Origin of the sequence: Pseudomonas sp. QLc11A (assembly GCF_052112305.1) — a bacterium.
Taxonomy (GTDB): domain Bacteria; phylum Pseudomonadota; class Gammaproteobacteria; order Pseudomonadales; family Pseudomonadaceae; genus Aquipseudomonas; species Aquipseudomonas laurylsulfatiphila.
This window is the reverse complement of the sequence record NZ_JAVAJJ010000005.1, coordinates 217583-239552: the sequence shown is the minus strand read 5'-3', so window position 1 is coordinate 239552 and position 21970 is coordinate 217583. Positions and strand designations below refer to the sequence as shown.

The window sequence follows — 21970 nt, the reverse complement described above, 5'->3', positions numbered from 1 at the left end:
AAAAAAAACGCCCCGATTTTTGTCAGGGCGTGATTCTACCTGCATTAGCCAACCAGAGCATGCGCGTGATGCCGCAAGTGCTCATCGATGAAACTGGCGATGAAGAAATAGCTGTGGTCATAGCCCGGTTGCAGGCGCAACGTCAGCGGATGACCGACCAGTTTGGTCGCCTGCTGCAAGGCTTCCGGCTTGAGCTGGGTGGCAAGAAAATCGTCGCGATCTCCCTGGTCGACCAGCAGCGGCAGCTTTTCATCGGCCTCGACAATCAACGCGCAGGCATCCCATTCACGCCATTTCGAACGGTCCTCTCCCAGGTAGCGGGAGAAGGCTTTGTGCCCCCACGGGCAATCCATCGGATTGTTGATGGGTGAGAACGCCGATACCGAACGATAACGTCCCGGGTTGCGCAAAGCACAGACCAGCGCGCCGTGGCCGCCCATGGAATGTCCACTGATGCCGCGCTTGTCCGACGCCGGGAAATGGGCTTCAACCAATGTCGGCAATTCCTGCACAACGTAGTCATGCATCCGATAGTGTCGCGACCAGGGTTCCTGGGTGGCGTTCAGGTAAAACCCGGCGCCGAGGCCGAAGTCCCAGGCACCATCCGGATCGCCCGGCACATCAGGACCGCGAGGGCTGGTGTCCGGTGCGACGATGATCAGCCCCAACTCGGCGGCCATGCGCATGGCGCCGGCCTTCTGCATGAAGTTCTCGTCGGTGCAGGTCAGGCCGGACAACCAGTACAACACCGGCAGCTTGCCGCCCCGCTCCGCCTGCGGCGGCAGATAGACGGCGAACACCATGTCGCAGCCGAGCACGTCGGAGCGATGGCGATAGCGCTTGTGCCAGCCGCCGAAGCTTTTCTGGCAGGAGATGTTTTCCAGGCTCATGACAGACCTCAGAAATGAATGACGGAGCGGATGCTTTTTCCTTCATGCATCAGGTCAAACGCCTTATTGATATCTTCCAGGCCCATGGTGTGGGTGATGAAGGTATCCAGCGGGATCTCACCGGTCTCGGCCATTTCCACATAGCTTGGCAACTCGGTACGGCCACGCACACCACCGAACGCCGAACCGCGCCAGACGCGGCCGGTGACCAGCTGGAACGGACGGGTGGAGATTTCCTGGCCGGCACCGGCAACACCGATGATGACCGACTCGCCCCAGCCCTTGTGGCAGCACTCCAGTGCCGCGCGCATCAGTTGCACATTGCCGATGCACTCGAAGGAAAAGTCGACGCCACCGTCGGTCATGTCGACGATGACTTCCTGGATCGGACGATCGAAGTCTTTAGGGTTCACGCAATCGGTTGCACCCAGCTGTTTTGCGATCTCGAACTTCGCCGGGTTGATGTCGATGGCGATGATGCGGGCAGCCTTGGCTTTGACCGCGCCGATGACGGCCGACAGACCGATGCCGCCGAGGCCGAAAATGGCCACGGTATCACCCGGTTTGACCTTGGCTGTGTTGAGCACGGCGCCGATACCGGTAGTGACGCCGCAGCCCAGCAGGCAGACTTTTTCCAGTGGCGCTTCCTTGGCGATTTTCGCAACGGAAATCTCCGGAAGCACGGTGTACTCGGAGAAGGTCGAAGTACCCATGTAGTGGAAAATCGTTTCGCCCTTGTAGGAAAAACGCGAAGTGCCGTCTGGCATCAAGCCTTTGCCCTGGGTCGCGCGAATCGCCTGGCAGAGGTTGGTCTTGCCTGACAGGCAGAATTTGCACTGGCGACATTCCGGGGTGTACAGCGGGATCACATGGTCGCCTACCGCCACGGAGGTCACACCCTCGCCGACGGCTTCAACGATCGCCCCGCCTTCGTGACCGAGGATCGACGGGAAGATGCCTTCCGGATCAGCGCCGGACAAGGTGTAGGCATCGGTATGGCAGACACCGGAGGCCACCACGCGCAGCAAGACTTCGCCGGCCTTGGGCATGGCGACATCGACTTCAACGATTTCGAGGGGCTTCTTGGCCTCGAAGGCAACGGCGGCGCGCGACTTGATCATGATGACTCTCCAGTGAATAAAAACGAGACAAGGAGTGTAATACATGGCCAACCGATGAATAATCGACGCAAATGCAAAATATTATTGCCATACAGGGATAATCATCGATGTCCGAAAACCGCTGGGAAGGGATCGACGAGTTTGTCGCTGTCGCCGAGTGCAACCAGTTCACCGCTGCGGCGGAGCGCCTGGGGGTTTCTTCCTCCCATATCAGTCGACAAATCGTACGCCTCGAAGAGCGCCTGCAAACCCGTTTGCTCTACCGCAGTACCCGCCGGGTCGCGCTGACCGAGGCCGGGCAAACTTTCCTGCAGCATTGCCAACGCTTGCAGGACGGCCGCGAAGAGGCACTGCGCGCGGTGGGTGACTTGACCAGCGAGCCCAAAGGCATGCTGCGCATGACGTGCGCCGTGGCTTACGGTGAACGCTTCATCGTGCCGTTGGTGACCCGTTTCATGGGGCTGTATCCGCAACTGCGCATCGATATCGAATTGACCAATCGGCAACTCGACCTGGTACATGATGGCCTCGATCTGGCGATCCGCCTCGGGCGCTTGCAGGATTCACGGCTGGTTGCCACCCGCCTCGCGCCACGGCGCATGTTTCTCTGCGCATCACCCTCCTACATTGAGCGCTACGGCCGGCCGCACAGCCTGTCGGAACTCAGTCGCCACAACTGCCTTATCGGCAGTTCGGATCTCTGGCAACTGGAGCAGAACGGGCGGGAATTTTCCCAGCGAGTCCAGGGAAATTGGCGCTGCAATAGTGGGCAAGCCGTACTGGACGCGGCGCTACAGGGCGTGGGGTTGTGTCAGCTGCCGGACTATTACGTGCTGGAGCATTTGAAGAGCGGCGCATTGATTTCGTTGCTGGAGGCGCATCAACCGCCGAACACCGCGGTTTGGGCGCTTTATCCACAGCAACGGCATTTGTCGCCGAAGGTGCGCAAGTTGGTGGATTTTTTGAAGGAGGGGTTGGCTGAAAGGCCGGAATACCGAAGCTAACTGGCGTGTCAACAAGATGCCGGTGCCCAGACTACCGCTATCGCGAGCAAGCTCGCTCCCACAGGTTTTGCTGGCGTTTACAAGATTTGTGTTCGACCCCCGTCCACTGTGGGAGCGAGCTTGCTCGCGATTGGGGGCAGCACAAAACCAATGTCAATCAGTGACGATTGGCCCACCGCTGTCTCAACCACTCAAGATCTTCAGGACGCGTGACCTTGAGATTGTCAGACCGCCCTTCGATAAGGCGTGGTGCCGAACCGGCCCACTCCATGGCCGAAGCTTCGTCGGTAATGACGGCATCCGCCACCAGGCTGTCAGCCAACGCCCGATGCAATGCCCCAAGGCGAAACATCTGCGGCGTGTAGGCCTGCCAGATCACACTGCGATCCACGGTTTCGAGCACACGACCGTGCTTGTCGACCCGCTTGAGCGTATCCCGTGCCGGAACCGCCAGCAGTCCGCCGACAGGGTCGTCAGCCAGTTCAGCCAACAACTTGTCCAGGTCGTCACGACTGAGGTTCGGCCGTGCGGCATCGTGAACCAGTACCCAATCCTCATTATCAGCGCCCTGCGCATGCAGGTGCAGCAAGGCATTGAGCACCGATCCGGAACGTTCGGAACCGCCCTCGACCCGGACAATACGCGGGTCACTGGCACACGCCAGGTTCGGCCAATAAGGATCGTCGACAGCAAGACTGACCACCAGGCCTTTAAGGCAAGGATGATCAAGGAAACAGCCGAGGCTGTGTTCGAGAATAGTGCGCCCGCCCAATTGCAAGTATTGCTTGGGACGGTCCGCGGCCATACGGGCACCGACGCCCGCGGCAGGAATCACGGCCCAGAAGGCCGGTAACGTCTGGCTCATTGCGCCAACTGGTAAAGGGTTTCACCATCCTTGACCATGCCCAACTCATGGCGAGCCCGTTCTTCAACGGTCTCCATGCCCTTTTTCAACTCACTGACTTCGGCGTCCATTACCCGATTGCGCTCCAGCAATGCCTGGTTCTCAGCTTGCTGATCCGCGATCTGCTGCGTCAACTCGGCCACTTGCGCCAGACTGCCGTTTCCCACCCACAGGCGGTACTGCAAGCCAGCCAGCAACAAAAGCAGAATGAGGAACAACCAATTGGGACTGCGCATCGAATATCAGGTATCCAGTGAAAAAAGACAGCCATGCCAAACGTGAAGCTTCTGATAGCACGAAGCCTGGAAGAACCAGGCTTGTGCATATAAGGCATCAGATTAGTGGCAAAAACGTCGCTGTAGCGATTTTTCCGACACAATCCGGTGTCTTTTTTACCATGTACCTACTCAGCCGCGGAATTCGCCACGACCGTTGTACTTGGCCTTGCCATTCAACTGCTCTTCGATACGCAGCAGTTGGTTGTACTTGGATACGCGATCGGAACGGCACAGGGAACCGGTCTTGATCTGGCCAGCCGAGGTGCCCACGGCCAGGTCGGCAATGGTCGAGTCTTCGGTTTCGCCGGAGCGGTGCGAGATCACGGCGGTGTAACCGGCAGCCTTGGCCATCTGGATGGCTTCCAGGGTTTCGGTCAGGGTGCCGATCTGGTTGAACTTGATCAGGATCGAGTTGGCAATCTTCTTGTCGATGCCTTCTTTCAGGATCTTGGTGTTGGTCACGAACAGGTCGTCGCCTACCAGTTGGGTCTTCTCGCCGATCTTGTCGGTGAGGATCTTCCAGCCAGCCCAGTCGGACTCGTCCAGGCCATCTTCGATGGAGATGATCGGGTAACGCTCGGTCAGGCCTTTGAGGTAGTCAGCGAAACCTTCGGCGGTGAACACCTGGCCTTCGCCGGACAGGTTGTACTTGCCGTCTTCGTAGAATTCGCTGGCCGCGCAGTCCAGGGCCAGGGTCACGTCGGTGCCCAGCTTGTAACCGGCATTGGCCACGGCTTCGGAGATCACTTTCAAAGCGTCTTCGTTGGAAGCCAGGTTCGGCGCGAAACCACCTTCGTCACCGACGGCAGTGCTCAGGCCACGGGCCTTCAGTACGGCTTTGAGGTGGTGGAAAATCTCGGTGCCCATGCGCAGACCTTCCGAGAAAGACTTGGCGCCAACCGGCTGAACCATGAATTCCTGGATGTCGACGTTGTTATCGGCGTGCTCGCCGCCGTTGATGATGTTCATCATCGGAACCGGCATCGAGTAGACACCCGGGGTGCCGTTCAGGTTGGCGATGTGAGCGTACAGCGGCAGGTCCTGGTCCTGTGCGGCGGCCTTGGCGGCAGCCAGGGAAACGGCGAGGATCGCGTTGGCGCCCAGGGAACCTTTGTTTTCAGTACCGTCGAGCTTGATCATTGCCAGATCGAGCGCTTTCTGGTCGCTTGGGTCCATGCCTTTCAACAGGTCCTTGATCGGACCATTGATGTTGGCTACGGCCTTCAGAACACCCTTGCCCAGGTAACGGCTCTTGTCGCCATCACGCAGCTCGAGCGCTTCACGCGAGCCAGTGGAAGCACCGGACGGCGCGCAGGCGCTGCCGATGATGCCGTTATCGAGAAGCACATCCGCTTCCACGGTGGGATTGCCACGGGAGTCGAGAACTTCACGACCTTTGATGTCGACGATTTTAGCCATTGTTGTAAACACTCCAAAGTTGACGAAAACGACGCAGCTGTAGGAAATCTTTGGTCGTCGGCAAGCGAGGTGCAGCGGGCAGTCTTGCAGACGACAAGGCTCAGGCTCGAGGGCCTGAGCATTAAATCGTGCGGTACTTTACCGGAGAATTGAGGATTACGCGGTTTCTACCGTCGGAAAACTCTTCACCAGTTCGTCCAGGGCTTTGAGCTGGGCCAGGAATGGCTCCAGTTTGTCCAGGCGCAAGGCGCAAGGACCGTCACATTTGGCGTTGTCCGGATCCGGGTGGGCTTCCAGGAACAGGCCGGCCAGCGACTGGCTCATACCGGCCTTCGCCAGGTCGGTGACCTGGGCGCGACGACCGCCGGCGGAATCGGAGCGACCGCCAGGCATTTGCAGCGCATGGGTCACGTCGAAGAACACCGGGTATTCGAACTGCTTCATGATGCCGAAGCCGAGCATGTCGACGACCAGGTTGTTGTAGCCGAAGCTCGAACCACGCTCGCAGAGAATCAACTGATCATTTCCCGCTTCCACGCACTTGTTCAGGATGTGCTTCATTTCCTGAGGCGCGAGGAACTGGGCTTTCTTGATGTTGATCACGGCGCCCGTTTTGGCCATCGCGACCACGAGGTCGGTCTGGCGCGACAGGAAGGCCGGCAACTGGATGATGTCGCAGACTTCAGCGACGACGGCGGCCTGGTCAGGCTCGTGAACGTCGGTGATGACCGGCACGCCGAAGGCTTGCTTGATGTCCTGGAAGATGCGCATGCCTTCTTCCAGGCCCGGACCACGATAGGAGGTCACAGAAGACCGGTTGGCCTTGTCGAAACTGGCCTTGAACACGTAAGGGATACCGAGCTTTTCGGTGACCTTCACATACTCTTCGCAAACCTGCATGGCCATGTCACGGCTTTCCAGCACGTTCATGCCGCCGAACAGCACCATGGGTTTGTCGTTGGCAATCTCGATGTCGCCGACGCGGATGATCTTCTGTGCCATCGGGGTTACGCCTTCTTCTGGTGTTGAGCCAACGCGGCCTTGACGAAACCGCTGAACAGCGGATGACCGTCGCGTGGCGTCGAGGTGAACTCAGGGTGGAACTGGCAAGCGACGAACCATGGATGATCCGGTGCTTCAACCACTTCAACCAGTGCGCCATCCCCGGATCGACCGGAGATTTTCAAACCGGCTTCCATGATTTGCGGCAGCAGGTTGTTGTTCACTTCGTAGCGATGACGGTGACGCTCGACAATCACGTCCTTGCCGTAGCAGCCGTGAACCAGGGAACCCGGCTCCAGCAGGCAATCCTGCGCGCCCAGGCGCATGGTACCGCCCAGATCGGAAGCTTCGGTACGGGTTTCGACCGCGCCGGTGGCATCTTCCCACTCGGTGATCAGGCCCACGACCGGGTGACCGCTTGCACGATCGAACTCGGTGGAGTTGGCGTCTTTCCAGCCCATCACGTTACGTGCGAACTCGATTACGGCCACTTGCATGCCCAGGCAGATGCCCAGGTATGGAACCTTTTTTTCGCGAGCGTATTGAACGGCAGTGATCTTGCCTTCAACGCCACGCAGACCGAAGCCGCCAGGCACCAGGATCGCGTCGACGCCTTCCAGCAGCGCAGTGCCCTGGTTCTCGATGTCTTCGGAATCGATGTAGCGCAGGTTGACCTTGGTACGGTTGCTGATGCCGGCGTGACTCATCGCTTCGATCAGCGACTTGTAGGCGTCCAGCAGCTCCATGTACTTGCCGACCATGGCGATGGTGACTTCGTGCTCAGGGTTGAGCTTGGCGTCGACCACGGCTTCCCACTCGGACAGATCGGCACCGCCGCATTGCAGGCCGAAGCGCTCGACGACGAAATCGTCCAGGCCCTGGGAGTGCAGGATGCCCGGGATCTTGTAGATGGTATCGGCGTCTTCCAGCGCGATCACCGCACGCTCTTCAACGTTGGTGAACTGCGCGATCTTGCGACGCGACGACACATCGATCGGGTGGTCGGAGCGGCAGACCAGCACGTCTGGTTGCAGGCCGATGGAACGCAGTTCCTTCACCGAGTGCTGGGTTGGCTTGGTTTTGGTTTCACCGGCAGTGGCGATGTACGGCACCAGTGTCAGGTGCATCAGCATCGCGCGCTTGGCGCCGACTTCGAAACGCAGTTGGCGGATCGCTTCGAGGAACGGTTGCGACTCGATGTCACCCACGGTGCCACCGATCTCGACCATTGCCACGTCAGCGTCGCCGGCACCCTTGATGATGCGGCGCTTGATTTCGTCGGTGATGTGCGGAATCACCTGGATGGTTGCACCCAGGTAGTCACCACGGCGCTCTTTGCGCAGGACGTGTTCGTAGACACGGCCGGTGGTGAAGTTGTTGTTCTGGGTCATGGTCGTGCGGATGAACCGCTCGTAGTGACCCAGGTCCAGGTCGGTCTCGGCGCCGTCGTGTGTGACGAACACTTCACCGTGCTGGAACGGGCTCATGGTGCCCGGGTCGACGTTGATGTACGGGTCCAGCTTCAGCATGGTGACCTTAAGTCCCCGCGCCTCCAGGATGGCCGCCAATGATGCCGATGCAATGCCTTTCCCCAATGAAGAAACAACACCGCCCGTGACGAATATGTAGCGCGTCATGAAAAACCCTAGAAGTCTGCGTTAAAGCGGTCCGAGCCGCCGGGGAAAGCGAAGGAAGGCCGAAGCCCCCGATCACCTGCATTAATCACAGTGCACCTTTCAAAAAAACCGCCGCGTTGGGACAGACCGGGAAATGAATCACCGGTTCGTTGCTCGCTACACATTTTTTGGAATCGCCCAGCAAAGACTGCTTGGTAATCGGCAACTCCTGCAATTCAGGCGAATCCACAGAAGTTGTATCAAGAAGGGAGCGTAGTCTACCGGAAAGCCCCTTTCAGCTCAAACCTTGATCTTCGTTCAGTGGCTGCCAATGCAAATGCCAGTTACCGATCGCACCGCCATCGAGCCCGTTGAGGTTCGCTACCGCCAGCAATTGCCCGTCTTTGTAGAGCAGCGGCAATCTGCCGCGCACGAAGGACGGTACAGCGCTTTCATTGAGCAAACGTTTCAGGTCCCGATGGCCGCGGCCTGGCAAAGCCATGACCTCTCCCCCTTCACGATAGCGGATCTGTAACGGGCCATCGGGGATTTGTCCGGTGAGCGACAGCGTGCCGTTGTCCGGAGTTACCAGCGGTGAACGCGGGTCCTGCCACGTTCCGGCGACAGGCAGAGGGCGCAACCAGCGGCCCGACAACCACCAGATCCGCCCGCCCGCCCGATGCAGTTCACCATCGGCCAGCCGCCACACCGGGCAGGCATCGCCGCTGGCGTCGCGCAAATCCTCCCAACCCGACCAATGGTCAGTGTCCGGCAGACGGGTCAGCGGTTCGAGCCAATGACTCAGGGCATTGCGCTGCCGGGCAGCGGAGAGTTGCGCAAGCGACGCCAGTTCAAGGGATCGCAAGCCCAGCCAGGCGAATTCACTGACAGAGTTGGCGTTACGCAAATCCATGTCTGCCAGTTCTTCGAGCAACCCCTGCGCTTCAGTCAGATGCGCCGCACTGCGGGCCATGGTTGCCACCGCTTGTGGCCAGCGCCGGGTCAAGGCGGGGAAGACTTGATGCCGCAGGTAGTTGCGCGAGTACTGCCGATCTTCGTTTGAAGGGTCTTCGATCCAGCTCAAGCCATGCTCGTTGGCATAGGCCTCCAGTTCAGCCCGCGTGACGTCGAGCAATGGCCTCAGCAGATGGCCCTTGCCCAACGAGCGCTGACGCGGCATACCCGACAGCCCGCGCACGCCGGCCCCACGCAACATACGGAACAACAAGGTTTCCGCCTGATCGTCGCGGTGCTGGGCTGTCAGCAGGACCTCCTCGGGCAGTATCACTTCGGTGAACGCGTGATAACGCGCGTCCCGCGCCGCACGCTCCAGACTGGCACCGGGCTGCACCTGCACCCGAACGATCTGCAACGGGACGCCCAGCGTAGCGCACACAGAACGACAATGTTCCGGCCACGCATCGGCCACGGCTTGAAGGCCGTGATGAACATGGATGGCGCACAGCGCCGGCAGGGATTCGGTTTTTGCAAGATGTGCCAGCAGATGCAGCAGGACAGTGGAGTCCAGGCCGCCGGAGAAGGCGATGCGCCAGGTCGCAGCATTGCGCCACGGTTTAAGATTCAGCAAAAGCCTGGAAGGCAAATCAATCGCGGACTGACTCATATCTGCCTCTATGCACAAATCAAATGTGGGAGCGAGCTTGCTCGCGATAGCGGCCTAACATTCAACACATTCGTCGACTGTTACACCCTCATCGCGAGCAAGCTCGCTCCCACATGGGCACTGCGCGTTCGGCTTAGAGACCGTAGCTCATCAGACGATCGTAACGGCGCTTGAGCAGCGCGTCGTTGTCGAACTTCTTCAGCATCGCCAGCTGCGAGCTCAGCTCGGCGCGGATCGATGCAGCGGCAGCAGCCGGATCACGGTGCGCGCCGCCCAATGGCTCGCCAATCACCTTGTCCACGATGCCCAGGCCTTTTAGGCGCTCGGCGGTGATGCCCATCGCTTCTGCGGCATCCGGTGCCTTCTCGGCGGTTTTCCACAGAATCGAAGCGCAACCTTCCGGCGAAATCACCGCGTAAGTCGAGTATTGCAGCATGTTCAACTGGTCGCAGACACCGATTGCCAGTGCACCACCGGAACCACCCTCACCGATCACGGTGGCGATGATTGGGGTTTTCAGGCGCGCCATGACCCGCAGGTTCCAGGCAATCGCTTCGCTCTGGTTGCGCTCTTCAGCGTCGATGCCAGGGTAAGCGCCCGGGGTGTCGATGAAGGTCAGGATCGGCATCTTGAAGCGTTCGGCCATTTCCATCAGGCGGCAAGCCTTGCGGTAGCCTTCCGGACGCGGCATGCCGAAGTTGCGGCGAACCTTCTCGCGCACTTCACGGCCCTTCTGGTGGCCGATGACCATGACTGGCTTGTCGTCCAGACGGGCGATGCCGCCAACGATGGCCGCGTCGTCGGAGAAGTGACGGTCACCGTGCAGTTCGTCGAACTCGGTGAAGATGTGTTCGATGTAGTCCAGGGTATACGGACGTTTCGGGTGACGTGCCAGGCGTGCGATCTGCCAGCTGGTCAGCTTGCCGAAAATGTCTTCGGTCAGCGTTTTGCTCTTGTCCTGCAGGCGGGAGATCTCATCGCCGATATTCAGCGAATTGTCATTACCGACCAAGCGCAACTCTTCGATCTTGGCTTGCAGGTCGGCGATCGGCTGTTCGAAATCTAGAAAATTCGGGTTCATAGGCGTCCGTCTTGGGTCGAGTCCCAAGGGATCTTGGGCCGGCCGGTTGTCTATTCGCGCCCTACCTTAAGGGACAGGCGCGTTGAGGTCGAGATTAAAAATTCAGGTCTGGGTCAGGGCAATCTGATAGCACTGACCGTCAACGGTATTGGAGGAAGACGTTGTCTCGCCCGAACTGGTCACGCAGGGCTTGAATCAACGCATCCGCCGGATCGATTCGCCAGCCCTCGCCGAACTGCAACAAGGCCTTCGCATCAGGGCTGGTGTAGTCCATGGTGATCGGGCACGCACCGCGGTGACGCTTCAACAGTTCGCCCAGCCAGCGTAGCTGATCGCCCTTGAGATCCTTGGCATGCAACTTCAGACGCAGGCTTTCGGCCAGGTTGGTGCGCGCATCCTCCATGCTCATCACCCGCTTGACCCGCAATTTCAGGCCACCGGAGAAGTCGTCATTGCTGACCTCGCCTTCGACCACCACCATCGCGTCGGTCTGCAACAGTGACTGCGCCGAATGGAACGCCTCGGAAAACAGCGAGGCCTCGATCCGTCCGGAGCGGTCGTCGAGGGTGATGAACCCCATCTTGTCGCCCTTTTTGTTCTTCATCACCCGCAAGGCGATGATCATCCCGGCAACGGTCTGGGTATCACGCGCCGGTTTCAGATCGATGATGCGCTGGCGGGCGAAGCGACGGATTTCACCCTCGTACTCGTCAATCGGGTGACCGGTCAGGTACAGGCCGAGGGTATCTTTCTCCCCTTTGAGGCGCTCCTTGAGGGTCAGCTCCTTGGCCTTGCGGTGGTTGGCGTAGACGTCGGCGTCTTCTTCGACAAACAGACCGCCAAACAGGTCCGAGTGACCGCTGTCCTGGGTCCGCGCGGTCTGCTCGGCCGCCTTGATCGCTTCTTCCATGGCCGTCAGCAGCACTGCGCGGTTGCGGTCGATGTTGGCCTGGTAGGCTTTCTGCTCATCGTGGAAGTACGGCCCGAGGCGATCCAGGGCACCGCTGCGGATCAAGCCGTCGAGGGTGCGCTTGTTGATGCGCTTGAGGTCGACCCGGGCACAGAAATCGAACAGATCCTTGAACGGCCCGGCCAGACGCGCTTCGGTGATGGCCTCGACCGGTCCCTCACCCACGCCCTTGATGGCACCCAGGCCGTAGATGATCCGGCCTTCGTCGTTCACCGTGAACTTGAACTCGGAAGTGTTTACGTCCGGCGCGTCGAGACGCAGCTTCATGGTCCGCACTTCTTCGATCAAGGTCACGACCTTGTCGGTGTTGTGCATATCCGCCGAGAGTACCGCGGCCATGAACGGCGCCGGGTAGTGCGCCTTCAGCCACGCGGTCTGGTACGACACCAGGCCGTAGGCAGCGGAGTGCGATTTGTTGAAGCCGTAACCGGCGAACTTTTCCACCAGGTCAAAGATGTTGCCGGCGAGGTCGGCATCGATATTGTTGGTGGCGCAACCTTCAATGAAACCGCCGCGCTGCTTGGCCATTTCCTCGGGTTTTTTCTTACCCATGGCGCGACGCAACATGTCCGCACCACCGAGGGTGTAACCGGCCATGACCTGGGCAATCTGCATCACCTGTTCCTGATACAGGATGATGCCGTAGGTCGGTGCCAGTACGGGCTTGAGGCCTTCGTACTGGTAGTCCGAGTGCGGATACGCCAGCTCGGCGCGACCGTGCTTGCGGTTGATGAAGTCGTCCACCATGCCCGATTGCAGCGGACCCGGACGGAACAGGGCCACCAGTGCGATCAAGTCTTCCAGGCAGTCGGGCTTGAGCTTTTTGATCAGCTCTTTCATGCCCCGGGATTCAAGCTGGAACACCGCCGTGGTTTCGGCTTTTTGCAGCAAGGTGTAGGTCGGTTTGTCGTCCAGCGGAATGAACGCGATATCCAGCGGCGGCTCGTTGACCTTGGCGCGGTCGCGGTTGATGGTTTTCAGCGCCCAATCGATGATCGTCAGGGTCCGCAAACCGAGGAAGTCGAACTTCACCAGACCGGCCGCTTCAACGTCGTCCTTGTCGAACTGGGTTACCAGACCGTCACCCGCCTCGTCGCAGTAGATCGGCGAGAAGTCGGTCAGCTTGGTTGGCGCGATAACCACACCACCAGCGTGCTTGCCGACGTTACGCACAACGCCTTCGAGCTTGCGGGCCATCTCCCAGATTTCCGCGGCTTCTTCATCGACCTTGATGAAGTCACGCAGGATCTCTTCCTGCTCGTAGGCCTTTTCCAGGGTCATGCCGACTTCGAACGGGATCATCTTCGACAGACGGTCCGCCAGGCCATAGGACTTGCCCTGCACCCGCGCCACGTCGCGGACCACAGCCTTGGCCGCCATGGAACCGAAGGTGATGATCTGGCTTACCGCGTTGCGGCCGTACTTCTCGGCCACGTAGTCGATCACCCGATCGCGACCGTCCATGCAGAAGTCGACGTCGAAGTCGGGCATCGATACCCGTTCCGGATTGAGGAAACGCTCGAACAGCAGGTCATATTCCAGCGGGTCGAGGTCGGTGATCTTCTGCACATAGGCCACCAGCGATCCGGCACCCGACCCACGACCAGGCCCGACCGGTACGCCGTTGTTCTTGGCCCACTGGATAAAGTCCATCACGATCAGGAAGTAACCGGGGAAGCCCATCTGGATGATGATATCCAGCTCGAAATTCAGCCGGTCGACATAGACCTGACGCTTGGCTTCATAGTCTTCGGTGGTGTCCTTGGGCAGCAGGACGGTAAGGCGCTCTTCCAGGCCATCGAAGGACACCTTGCGGAAATACTCGTCAATGGTCATGCCATCGGGGATCGGGAAGTTGGGCAGGAAGTGCGTACCCAGCTTCACTTCGATGTTGCAACGCTTGGCGATCTCGACGGTGTTTTCCAGCGCCTCGGGAATGTCGCTGAACAGCTCGGCCATTTCCTCGGCGCTTTTGAGGTACTGCTGATCGCTGTAGTTCTTTGAACGCCGCGGATCGTCGAGGGCACGGCCCTCACCGATGCAGACGCGGGTTTCGTGGGCGGCGAAGTCTTCCTGCTTGATGAAACGCACGTCGTTGGTCGCCACCAGCGGCGCACCGAGCTTCTCGGCCAGGGCCACGGCGCCGTGTAACTGTTCTTCATCGTTGGGGCGGTTGGTGCGCTGGATCTCCAGGTAGAAACGATCCGGAAACACGTCCATCCATTCGCGGGCCAGGGTTTCGGCCTCGGCGGGGTTGCCGCTGAGCATGGCCTGGCCGATCTCGCCCTCTTTGGCCGCCGACAACATGATCAAGCCGGCGCTGGCTTCAGCGACCCATTCGCGCTCGATGATGATGGCACCATTGCGCTGACCTTCGATAAAGCCGCGGGAAATCAGCTCGGTGAGATTGCGATAGCCTTCAGCGTTCATCACCAGCAGGCTGATCCGGCTCAGCGGGTTGTCCGGATCCTTGTTCGACAGCCACAGGTCGGCGCCGCAGATCGGCTTGATCCCGGCACCCATGGCGTTTTTATAGAATTTGACCAGGGAACACATGTTGTTCTGGTCGGTGACCGCCACGGCAGGCATATTCATGCCGACCAGGGTCTTGACCAGCGGCTTGATCCGCACCAGACCGTCGACCAGGGAGTATTCAGTGTGCAGGCGTAGGTGAACGAATGAAGCCGGCATAGTGATCCTGTCTGTGAACTTGAAAACAACAAGGCCCGGATTGTACCGGGCCCTGCTAAAAAAAATCAGCCTTGCGACTAACTCTCGATCAGGCTTTCTCGCGCTTCATATGCTTGCCGTACAGGAGCAAACGAACGCCGGTGAATCGGGGTTGGGCCGAGACGGGCGAGCGCTTCCAGATGAACGGGCGTCGGGTAGCCTTTATGCCCGCCAATGCCGTAACCCGGATAGATCAATTCGAACGCAGCCATTTCGCGATCGCGGCTGACCTTGGCCAGAATCGATGCGGCGGCGATGGCAGGAACCTTGCTATCGCCCTTCACCACTGCCTCGGAGCGCATCGGCAGTTTCGGGCAGCGGTTGCCGTCGATCATCGCCAGTTTCGGCTGGATGTGCAGCCCGGCGACCGCGCGCTGCATGGCCAGCATGGTGGCGTGCAGGATATTCAGTTCGTCGATTTCCTCGACTTCGGCGCGAGCGATGCACCAGCTCAGGGCTTTTTCGCAGATTTCGTCGTAGAGCTTTTCGCGACGGGCCTCGGTGAGTTTCTTCGAGTCGTTCAGGCCGAGGATCGGGCGGTTCGGATCAAGAATGACCGCCGCCGTCACTACCGCGCCACAGAGCGGGCCGCGACCGACTTCATCGACGCCGGCAACCAACTCTTCGACTTCAGCGACCAAGGTAAAGTCCAGCCCCATCTGCATGTTCGTTTTACTCATTCTACTTGGCCGATCAGGTTCAGCACGGCGTCCGCCGCCTGGTTGGAGGCATCCAGACGCAGGGTCCGGTGAATCTCGTCAAAGCCACGGGTCTGCTCTTCCCCACCCTCGATCAAGGGTGACAAGGTCTGGGCCAGCGCTTCGACCGTCGCATCGTCCTGCAACAACTCGGGCACCAACAGACGCTGAGCCAACAAATTCGGCAACGAAATATAGGGGCTTTTCACCATGCGCTTGAGAATCCAGAACGTCAGCGGCGCCAGGCGATAGGCGACCACCATAGGCCGCTTGTACAGCAATGCTTCAAGCGTCGCGGTACCGGAGGCAATCAACACCGCATCGCACGCTGCCAAGGCCAGATGCGACTGTCCATCGAGCAGGGTCAGTGGCAGGTCGCGACCGGCTAACAGCTCTTCAAGCTGTGCGCGACGTTGTGCACTGGCGCAAGGCATGACAAACCGCACACCCGGGCGCAACGCCCGCAGGCGCTGCGCGGTATCGAGAAACAACGCACCTAGCCGGCCAACTTCACCGCCACGGCTGCCTGGCATCAACGCCACCAGCGGCCCATCAGGCAAACCGAGCTCGGCCCGCGCAGCCGCGCGATCGGCTTCGAGTGGAATGGCATCGGCCAAGGTATGACCGACAAACCGCACCGGCACGCCTTTCTCTTCATAGAACCTGGCTTCGAACGGGAACAGCGTGAGCATCAGGTCGCAGCCTTCGCGAATCTTCAGCACGCGCTTCTGCCGCCAGGCCCACACCGACGGACTGACGTAATGCACGGTCTTGATACCGGCCTGACGCAGTTTGAGTTCGATATTGAGGTTGAAGTCCGGCGCATCGATACCGATGAACACATCGGGTTTCGCGGCGATCAGGTCGGCGACCAGCTTCTTGCGCCGCGCCAGCAACTCGCGCAACCGGCCCAGCACTTCCACCAGGCCCATGACGGACAGACGCTCCATCGGGAAATACGAGGTCAGGCCTTCAGCCTGCATCAACGGACCACCGACACCGATGAACTCGACCGCCGGGTGGCGAGCCTTGAGCGCGCGCATGAGGCCCGCACCCAGAATGTCACCGGAAGCCTCACCCGCTACCAGCGCAATACGCAGATTGGCCATGGTTAGCGGGTGATGCCGCGGGTCGAAGACTGAATGGAGTCACGGAACACCGCCACTTCCGGATACTGGGCGGACGGCTCTGCCAGTTCGGCAAGCGCCTGCTCCACGGTCAGGCCCTGGCGGTACACCACCTTGTAGGCACGACGCAGCGCGTGGATCGCATCTTCGCTGAAACCCCGACGGCGCATGCCCTCGAAGTTCATGCTGCGGGCTTCGGCAGGGTTGCCGAACACCGTGACGTAGGCTGGAACATCCTTGCCGATCGCCGTACCCATGCCGGAAAAGCTGTGGGCGCCAATGTGGCAATACTGGTGAACCAGGGTAAAACCGGAGAGGATCGCCCAGTCTTCCACATGCACATGGCCCGCCAGTGCGGTGTTGTTCACCAGGATGCAGTGGTTGCCAATCACGCTGTCGTGGCCGATGTGGGCATAGGCCATGATCAGGTTGTGATCGCCCAGGGTCGTTTCCGAACGATCCTGGATGGTGCCGCGGTGGATCGTCACGCCTTCACGAATGACGTTGTGATCACCAATCACCAGGCGGGTTTCCTCGCCCTTGTACTTCAGGTCAGGCGTGTCCTCACCCACCGAGGAAAACTGGTAGATGCGATTGTGCTTGCCGATTCGGGTCGGGCCCTTGAGGATCACGTGCGGCCCGATGACTGTCCCCTCGCCGATTTCCACACCTGCGCCGACGATCGACCACGGGCCGACCTCGACGCCGTCAGCCAGAATAGCTGTCGGATCGATGATTGCACGAGGGTCAATCAAACTCATAGTTTGCGTTCCGCGCAGATGATTTCAGCGGAGCAGACCGGCTTGCCATCGACCGAAGCCTGGCATTCGAATTTCCAGATCTGACGCTTGCAGCTGATGAACTTGGCTTCAAGGATCAACTGATCGCCTGGCAGAACCGGCTGGCGGAAGCGCAGCTTGTCGGAACCGACGAAGTAATAGAGGGTGCCGTCGGCCGGTTTCACGTCGAGCATCTTGAAACCAAGGATCCCGGCAGCCTGAGCCATGGCTTCGATGATCAATACGCCCGGCATGATTGGATGCGCGGGGAAGTGACCATTGAAGAACGGTTCGTTGATGCTGACATTCTTGTAGGCGCGAATGCGCTTGCCTTCAACATCCAGCTCCACTACCCGGTCCACCAGCAGGAACGGGTAACGGTGAGGCAGGTATTCGCGAATCTCGTTGATGTCCATCATTTCGGGGGGAAGCCTATGTAAAGATTGGGAGCGCGCGACTGATGCACGTTCCGCTAGCAAATCAAGGAGCCAGTCTACAGACTGCATGGAAACTACTGCGCTCGACAATACTGCGTTAAAAACAGGCTCGGAATGCTCATTTACAGCCAGTAAACTCCGCTTCCTCGCCTGTTTTTGCCTTGTCTTGTCTTCGCTCGCTACGTTTCCATGCAGCCTGTTTTGCGGCTGTGCACACTTGATATGGAAATGGTATCAGCCATCTGATGAAGCATTACCGTCAGGGGTCACTTCCCCTACTTGCTTTTCCAGCTGTCGCAGGCGCCGCGCGATGTCATCGAGCTGACGGATGCGAGCCGCGCTTTTGCGCCATTCGGCTGCTGGTTGCATGGCCGTACCGGAAGAATAGGAACCCTTTTCGGTAATCGAGTGGGTCACCATGGTCATCCCGGTGATGAAAACGTTATCGCAAATTTCGATATGCCCCACCAGCCCTACACCGCCAGCGAGCATGCAATGCTTGCCGATTTTGGTGCTGCCGGAGATCCCGACACAGGCGGCCATGGCGGTGTGATCGCCGACCTGAACGTTGTGGGCGATCTGGATCTGGTTGTCGAGTTTCACACCATTGCCGAGAATGGTATCGGCCAATGCGCCGCGATCAATAGCGGTATTCACGCCAATTTCGACATCGTCACCGACCAGCACACCACCAATCTGGGCAATTTTCTGCCAGACACCTTTCTCATTGGCAAAACCGAAGCCTTCACCGCCGAGCACGGCCCCCGACTGAATGACCACACGCTTGCCGATGCGCACGTCGTGGTACAGCGTGACCCGCGGGGCCAGCCAGCCGTCTTCGCCGATTTCGCAACGGGCGCCGATGAAGCAATGCGCACCGATGGTCACGCCGGCAGCAATTCGTGCCGCGCTTTCGATCACCGCAAAGGCGCCAATACTCGCAGCCGGGTCAACCACCGCGTCCTCGGCCACAACGGCTGTCGGGTGAATGCCGGCAGCCGCTTTCGGCTTTGGATCGAACAGATGGGAAACACGCGCATAGGCCAGATACGGATCAGGCACCACCAGCGCATTACCGGCATAACCTTCGGCATCAGCAGCCTTCAGCAACAGTGCTGCGGCCCGGCTGTCCGCCAGGTACTTACGGTATTGAGGGTTTGCGAGAAAGCTCAACTGAGCTGGGCCAGCCTCCTGCAAGGTGGCTAGCCCAGTAATTTCTCTCTCCGGGTCGCCACGTAGCGTGGCGCCGAGGAACTCGGCCAGCTGGCCGAGCTTAATGGTCACGGTCATGGATTACTTCAGCTGATTCATGCGCTCGATAACCTGGCGAGTGATGTCGTACTGAGGCTTGACATCAATCACTGCGCCACGCTCGAAGACCAGGTCAAAAGCACCTTTCTTGATGACTTCTTCCACAGCGCTGTCCAGTTTCGGCTTGAGCTGCTTCAGCATTTCACGGTCGGCAACGGCTTTGGCTTCGTTCAGCTCCTTGGACTGGAACTGGAAGTCACGGGCCTTTTGCTTGAATTCAAGCTCCAGACGCTCGCGCTCGCCCTGCTGCATTTTGTCGCCACCGGCCATCAGGCGGTCCTGAATGCCCTTGGCGCTGGTTTCCAGCGTCTTGAGCTTGGTCAGCTGAGGACCGAACTTCTTCTCGGCATCCACGGCGTATTTCTTGGCCGCGTCGGACTCCAGCAGAGCCATCTGATAGTTCAGAACTGCAATTTTCATGTCGGCAAATGCCGGACCAGCGACCAATACGCTGGCCAGGAGAACCAATTGAGTCAACTTACGCACGATGCACTCCTACAAAATTCATTGTCGTTATCTTGGGTCAGACGCTTAGAACGTCTGGCCGAGGGAAAATTGGAACACTTGAGTTTCGGCGTCATCCGGTTTCTTGACCGGCATGGCCAATGCAAAACTCAAAGGACCCAGTGCAGTGACCCACGTCACACCTACACCAACAGAACTGGCCATATTGCTCAGGCTAATGTCGTTGCACTTAGTGTCGGACTTCGTGCCATCAGCGTTTGTGGTATCCGAGCACGACGAATCGAACACGTTACCCACATCCCAGAATACCGAGGTACGCAGGGAGCGTTGATCTTTGACGAACGGCAGCGGGAACAGAACTTCCACACCGCCCTGGATCAGGACGTTACCACCGAACGGCAGTGGATCCTGGTCCGGGTCGAACGCTGTACCAGGGTTCTTACCGGTACTTGGCGTACTGCGAGGACCCAGGGTGCTGTCCTTGAAGCCGCGTACCGAGTTGAAACCACCAGCATAGTAGTTTTCATAGAATGGCAAGCCGTCGGTCGAACCGTAACCATCGCCATAACCCAGTTCGGTGTGCAGGCGCATGGTGTAGTTCTCGCTCAATGGCTGGAACAACTGGCCACGGTAGTCGAGCTTGAAGAACGACAGGTCACTGCCTGGAATCGTGGATTCCAGCACCAGGCTCTGGGAATGACCACGGGTAGCGAGCACGCCCTTGTTAAGGGTGGACTCGGACCAACCGGCCGAAGCCTTGAAGTTCAGGTACTTGTCGCCTTCCTTGTTAACGAAGTCGAAGATCTCGTCAACGGTGTAAACGCCGGTCTTGATTTCGTCTTGTTGCGCATTCAGGCCGAAGGTCAGACGCGAAGTCTCGCTGATTGGATAACCGACACTCACACCGGCACCCAGGCTATCTACGGCGTAGCTGGCGACGTCAGTATCAAGGTCATCGTAGTCGGTGGTGCGGTAGAAGGCGTTGTAACCCAGGCTCACGCCGTCGGCGGTCCAGTAGGGGTCGACGAAACCGAAGTTGTAGCGGGTCTGGTATTCGCTTTTGGTCAAGCCGACGCTGACCTTGTTACCGGTACCCAGGAAGTTGTTCTGGGTGATCGAACCACCGAGGATCAGACCGGCGCTCTGGGCGAAACCGACGCTGGCGGTAATCGAACCGGAGGCTTGCTCTTCAACGCTGTAGTTGACGTCAACCTGGTCATCGACACCCGGTACGGCCGGGGTTTCGACGTTGACTTCCTTGAAGAAGCCCAGACGCTCCAGACGGGTCTTGGATTGATCGATCAGGTAGGTCGAAGCCCAGCCGCCTTCCATCTGACGCATTTCACGACGCAGCACTTCGTCTTCGGACTTGGTGTTGCCACGGAAGTTGATGCGATTCACGTAGGCACGCTTGCCCGGATCGACCGCGAACAGGATGTCCACGGTGTGATCTTCATCGTGCGGCTGAGGCACGCCGTTGACGTTGGCGAAGGTGTAGCCTTCGTTACCCAGGCGACGGGTGATCAGTTCGGAAGTGGTGGTCATCAGCTTGCGCGAGAACACCTGGCCTTTTTGCACCAGCAACAGGGACTTGATCTGGTCTTCAGGGACTTTCAGGTCGCCGCTGAGCTTGACGTCACGAACGGTGTATTTCTCGCCTTCGTTGACGTTGACGGTGATGTAGACATGTTTCTTGTCCGGCGTAATGGAAACCTGGGTCGAAGCGATATCCATGTTGATATAGCCACGGTCCAGGTAGTAGGAACGCAGACGCTCCAGGTCACCGGACAGTTTTTCACGGGCGTACTTGTCATCGTTCTTGAAGAACGACAACCAGTTGGTGGTCTTGAGTTCGAAAAGGTCGATCAGGTCTTCATCGGGGAAGACCGTGTTGCCCACCACGTTGATATGCTGGATAGCCGCAACGGTACCTTCGTTGATGTTGACCTTCAGGCCAACGCGGTTACGCGGCTGCGGCACCACTTCGGTGTCGACGGTAGCCGAGTAGCGACCCTGGGCGACGTATTGGCGCTGCAGTTCGTTACGTACACCTTCAAGGGTGGCACGCTGGAAGATCTCGCCTTCGGCCAGACCGGATTGCTTGAGGCCTTTCATCAGGTCTTCGGTAGAGATCGCCTTGTTGCCTTCGATCTCGATACTGGCGACCGACGGGCGCTCGACTACCGTGATGACCAGGACGTTGCCATCGCGGCCCAGCTGGATATCTTGAAAGAAACCGGTTTTGAACAACGCACGAGTGGATTCCACCAGGCGACGATCATCCGCCTGTTCACCGACGTTCAACGGCAAAGCACCAAAGACGCTACCCGCGGAGACCCGCTGGAGGCCATTGACGCGAATATCAGAGATAGTGAAGGACTCGGCGTGAACTTCGGCGATCATCAATACGGTGAGAACCGCAGTTAGCAGCAGACGTTTCATGAAGTCCTTTCTTATTCCAACTGGCAATAAACAAACTGCCGCAAAATGCGGCAGATTCGCAATTCAGCGACG

The 21970-nt window shown here is 59.0% G+C and carries 18 protein-coding genes; 1 reads left to right on the top strand and 17 read right to left on the bottom strand.

Translation table 11 applies throughout. The annotated features are described in order from the left end of the window. Positions 1-44: 44 nt before the first annotated feature. Both fghA and Q8X48_RS10445 read right to left on the bottom strand, forming a co-directional pair. Complete coding sequence (gene fghA, locus Q8X48_RS10450) at positions 45-890, bottom strand: S-formylglutathione hydrolase (protein ID WP_407800665.1); 846 nt, start codon at positions 888-890, stop codon at positions 45-47. Between the two features lie 8 nt (positions 891-898). Then, the gene (locus tag Q8X48_RS10445) at positions 899-2011 is read right to left on the bottom strand and encodes an S-(hydroxymethyl)glutathione dehydrogenase/class III alcohol dehydrogenase (RefSeq protein WP_126049674.1); all 1113 of its coding nucleotides are present in this window, start codon (positions 2009-2011) and stop codon (positions 899-901) included. 107 nt (positions 2012-2118) lie between these two features. Here Q8X48_RS10445 and Q8X48_RS10440 point away from each other — a divergent pair, with 107 nt between their 5' ends. Next, positions 2119-3015: a LysR substrate-binding domain-containing protein gene (locus Q8X48_RS10440; RefSeq protein WP_102674598.1), complete on the top strand. Its 897-nt coding sequence runs from the start codon at positions 2119-2121 to the stop codon at positions 3013-3015. Between the two features lie 157 nt (positions 3016-3172). On the opposite strand, the gene ispD is transcribed toward Q8X48_RS10440, so the two are convergent. The 15 genes from ispD to bamA all read right to left on the bottom strand — a co-directional run bounded on the left by ispD (position 3173) and on the right by bamA (position 21898). Then, entirely contained in the window at positions 3173-3880 is a 708-nt protein-coding gene (gene ispD / locus Q8X48_RS10435; protein ID WP_007970712.1) for a 2-C-methyl-D-erythritol 4-phosphate cytidylyltransferase, read from the bottom strand. After that, positions 3877-4155: a cell division protein FtsB gene (ftsB, locus tag Q8X48_RS10430; protein WP_007970710.1), complete on the bottom strand. Its 279-nt coding sequence runs from the start codon at positions 4153-4155 to the stop codon at positions 3877-3879. Before ftsB ends, ispD begins: the two co-directional genes overlap by 4 nt. A 171-nt stretch (positions 4156-4326) precedes the next feature. Beyond that, positions 4327-5616, bottom strand: a complete 1290-nt coding sequence (eno, locus tag Q8X48_RS10425; RefSeq protein WP_015093774.1) for a phosphopyruvate hydratase — start codon at positions 5614-5616, stop codon at positions 4327-4329. Between the two features lie 156 nt (positions 5617-5772). Next, positions 5773-6618 carry a 3-deoxy-8-phosphooctulonate synthase gene (gene kdsA / locus Q8X48_RS10420; protein WP_007970708.1) on the bottom strand — a complete coding sequence of 282 codons (846 nt, stop codon included), beginning with the start codon at positions 6616-6618 and terminating at the stop codon, positions 5773-5775. A gap of 5 nt (positions 6619-6623) precedes the next feature. Beyond that, positions 6624-8255, bottom strand: coding sequence for a CTP synthase (locus tag Q8X48_RS10415; RefSeq protein WP_407800664.1), 1632 nt, complete (start codon positions 8253-8255; stop codon positions 6624-6626). A 274-nt stretch (positions 8256-8529) separates the two neighbouring features. After that, complete coding sequence (tilS, locus tag Q8X48_RS10410) at positions 8530-9858, bottom strand: tRNA lysidine(34) synthetase TilS (RefSeq protein ID WP_407800663.1); 1329 nt, start codon at positions 9856-9858, stop codon at positions 8530-8532. 133 nt (positions 9859-9991) lie between these two features. After that, positions 9992-10939, bottom strand: a complete 948-nt coding sequence (locus Q8X48_RS10405; RefSeq protein WP_007978369.1) for an acetyl-CoA carboxylase carboxyltransferase subunit alpha — start codon at positions 10937-10939, stop codon at positions 9992-9994. 139 nt (positions 10940-11078) lie between these two features. Next, entirely contained in the window at positions 11079-14600 is a 3522-nt protein-coding gene (gene dnaE, locus Q8X48_RS10400; RefSeq protein ID WP_407800662.1) for a DNA polymerase III subunit alpha, read from the bottom strand. A gap of 77 nt (positions 14601-14677) precedes the next feature. Beyond that, positions 14678-15304, bottom strand: coding sequence for a ribonuclease HII (rnhB, locus tag Q8X48_RS10395; RefSeq protein WP_407800681.1), 627 nt, complete (start codon positions 15302-15304; stop codon positions 14678-14680). An 11-nt stretch (positions 15305-15315) separates the two neighbouring features. Then, positions 15316-16446, bottom strand: a complete 1131-nt coding sequence (lpxB, locus tag Q8X48_RS10390; RefSeq protein WP_407800661.1) for a lipid-A-disaccharide synthase — start codon at positions 16444-16446, stop codon at positions 15316-15318. Positions 16447-16448: 2 nt separating this feature from the next. Next, entirely contained in the window at positions 16449-17225 is a 777-nt protein-coding gene (lpxA, locus tag Q8X48_RS10385) for an acyl-ACP--UDP-N-acetylglucosamine O-acyltransferase (RefSeq protein WP_007978373.1), read from the bottom strand. Further along, positions 17222-17662 carry a 3-hydroxyacyl-ACP dehydratase FabZ gene (fabZ, locus tag Q8X48_RS10380; RefSeq protein WP_007978374.1) on the bottom strand — a complete coding sequence of 147 codons (441 nt, stop codon included), beginning with the start codon at positions 17660-17662 and terminating at the stop codon, positions 17222-17224. Before fabZ ends, lpxA begins: the two co-directional genes overlap by 4 nt. A 252-nt stretch (positions 17663-17914) precedes the next feature. Next, a complete protein-coding gene (lpxD, locus tag Q8X48_RS10375; protein WP_095965041.1) occupies positions 17915-18970 on the bottom strand; it encodes a UDP-3-O-(3-hydroxymyristoyl)glucosamine N-acyltransferase in 1056 nt (351 codons plus the stop codon). A 3-nt stretch (positions 18971-18973) separates the two neighbouring features. Next, positions 18974-19477: an OmpH family outer membrane protein gene (locus tag Q8X48_RS10370; protein WP_015093768.1), complete on the bottom strand. Its 504-nt coding sequence runs from the start codon at positions 19475-19477 to the stop codon at positions 18974-18976. Positions 19478-19522: 45 nt separating this feature from the next. Continuing rightward, positions 19523-21898 (bottom strand): outer membrane protein assembly factor BamA, encoded by a 2376-nt coding sequence (gene bamA, locus Q8X48_RS10365; protein WP_015093767.1) that lies wholly within the window; start codon positions 21896-21898, stop codon positions 19523-19525. Positions 21899-21970: the final 72 nt, after the last annotated feature.